This is a genomic window from Streptomyces sp. NPDC041124, assembly GCF_055592385.1.
This window is the reverse complement of the sequence record NZ_JBVIYR010000009.1, coordinates 49,179-51,537: the sequence shown is the minus strand read 5'-3', so window position 1 is coordinate 51,537 and position 2,359 is coordinate 49,179. Positions and strand designations below refer to the sequence as shown.

Here is a 2,359-nt window from a genome sequence, read left to right as displayed (position 1 = left end):
GGTTACGCGCCTCCCTGCCGTCCCTTGTCGTCCTCGTCGTCCTCGACGATTTCGTCGCGGAGCCTGCTCATCGCCGTGGGACCCTTCGCCACGGAGGTCTCGGCGATCAGCGAGCCGAAGACGGCCTCCCAGTCGACGCCCATCCGTTCCGGGGCGGCGCCGCGCGCGGTCATCCTGGTGAGCGGGTCGAGCAGGTCGACGACCCGGCGGGCCATCTCGGCCCGCGCCGTGTTCGCGGCCTCCAGCACCGCCGCGGAGAGCTGGGCGGCGGCCATGGTCCGGTACTTGCCGTCGAGGAACTCCAGGCTGGTCAGCTCCCCCTTCGCGCCGACGGAGACCCGCACCGACCGGTCCGCCGAACGTGCGGTGGCAGACGCCGCATCCAGCTCGGCGCGTGCCGAGGCCGCGGCCTCCTCCGCCGCCTTGAGGTGGGCCATCGCCTGGGCCACTCGGTCCTCCATCGGCTGACTCATCCCGTTCTCCTGTCCCTCAACGCCCCAGGGCCTGCGGCGCGCCGCCCTCGTCGGTACCCCAGACGTCCTCGTCCTCGGCCAGCCACGTGGTCCGCTCCCGGTCCCCGCTCTCCGTCTGCGGCCTGTCCCCCGCCCCGCCCATGGGTCCCATGGGCGGCATGAAGGGCGTGCTGCTGCTGGTCTGCGTGGACCGGGGGACGACGCGGTGCTCCTCCTCGTCGACCGTCTGCGGGGCGGCCGTCCGGCCGGAGCGGCCGGCCCCGGGTTCGATGACGGTCCGGGTGCGCTCGCCGGAGCTGCCGCCGGCCTCGCCGCCCGCGCCACGCATCATCGGCGGGTACATCCCCGGCGAGCCCGCTCCCGTGCCGGCTCCGCCGGCGGAAGCGCCCGCCAGGGCGTCGCCGCCCTGCGGACGCCCGAGCGCCGAGGAGAGGTCGTCCTGGTTGTAGAGGTTGTCGTCGAACACGGACGAGTACGCGGAGCCCGCGGAGCCGGCCGGGCCGCCCGGGCCGAGGGCGGACAGGTCGGGGGGCTCAGGGAGGTCGGCGATGCGCTGCCGGATCAGCTCGTCGATGTCCTTCCCGCCTGCGCCGATCCGGTCGTACTCGGCCTGGATGTCGCCCATGCGCCGGTCGTACTCGGCCTTGGCGTCCTTGCGCGCCTGCTCGGCGTCCGTACGCGCCTCGTCCCGCTCCGCCTGGACGTCGGCCTTCGCCCGGTCGTACTCGCGCCTGGCCTCGGCCTCTGCGGCGTCCGCCCGCTGGACGGCCTGCCGTTCGGCGGCGTCGATCTCCGCGATCCGCCGGTCGTACGCCTCGCGGGCATCCTTCTCGTCGGTGCCGGCGGCGATCTCGCGCTCGTACTCCCGACGCGCCTCGGCCCGTTCCTGCTCGGCGTCCTGCCGCGCCCGGTCCCGCTGTTCCTGGGCTTCGGCCTTCTCCTGCTCGTACTCCTGCCGGGCCGCCGCCTCCTGACGGTCGGCGTCCTGGAGGGCGGCGTCGCGCTCGGCGCGGGCCTCGGCCTTCTGCTGCTCGTAGTCGGCCTGCGCGTCGGCCTTGGCGTTCTGGGCGTCCAGCCGGGCCTGCTGCTGCTCCCGCAGTGCCTCGCGGCGGGCCTCCTCCTGCTGGGCCTCCGCCCTGGCCTGCGCGTCGGCCTGATCCCGCTTGGCGGCTTCCCGCTCGGCGGCGGCCTCCGCCTTGGCGGCTCCCTGTTCGCGCTCCGCCTCGGCCCTGGCGGCCTCCTGCTCGCCCTTGGCAGCGGCCTTCTCGTTCTCGGCCTGCGCCTTGGCCGCCTCCTGCTCGGCCTTCGCCTCCGCCTTCGCGGCCTCCTGCTCGGCCTTCGCCGCGGCCTTCTCCTTCGCCGCCTCCTCCTTGGCGGCCTCCTGCTCGGCCTTGGCAGCGGCCTTCTCCTGCTCGGCCTGCGCCTTGGCCGCCTCCTGCTCGGCCTTCGCCTCCGCCTTCGCGGCCTCCTGCTCGGCCTTCGCCGCGGCTTTCTCCTTCGCCGCCTCGTCCTTTGCGGCCTCCTGCTCGGCCTTGGCTTCGGCGCGGTCGGCCTCGGCCTGCGCCGTGGCCCGTTCCCGTTCCTTCTTCGCCTCGTCCTGAGCCTTCTGGTTCTGGGCGAGGACGAACGCCTGCTGCTCGGCGGCTGCCTGCTTGGCCTCCGCCTTCTCCCTCTCGGCCTCTTCCCTGGCGGCGGCCTGATCGGCCTTGGCTTCGGCCTTCTCGCGCTCCTGCTCCGCCTTGGCCTCCGCCTTCTCCCTCTCGGCCTCTTCCCTGGCGGCGGCCTGTTCCGCCTTGGCTTCGGCCTTCTCGCGCTCCTCCTCCGCCTTGGCCTCCGCCTTCTCCCTCTCGGCCTCTTCCCTGGCGGCGGCCTGTTCCGCCTTGGCT

Annotated in this window: 1 protein-coding gene and 1 pseudogene; both read right to left on the bottom strand. The window is 74.4% G+C overall.

The features are described 5' to 3' along the window. Positions 1-2: 2 nt before the first annotated feature. Entirely contained in the window at positions 3-473 is a 471-nt protein-coding gene (locus ACZ6A9_RS23985) for a YbaB/EbfC family nucleoid-associated protein (protein WP_367422303.1), read from the bottom strand. A 16-nt stretch (positions 474-489) separates the two neighbouring features. Beyond that, positions 490-2,359: pseudogene (locus tag ACZ6A9_RS23980) on the bottom strand (hypothetical protein); the annotation flags it as partial.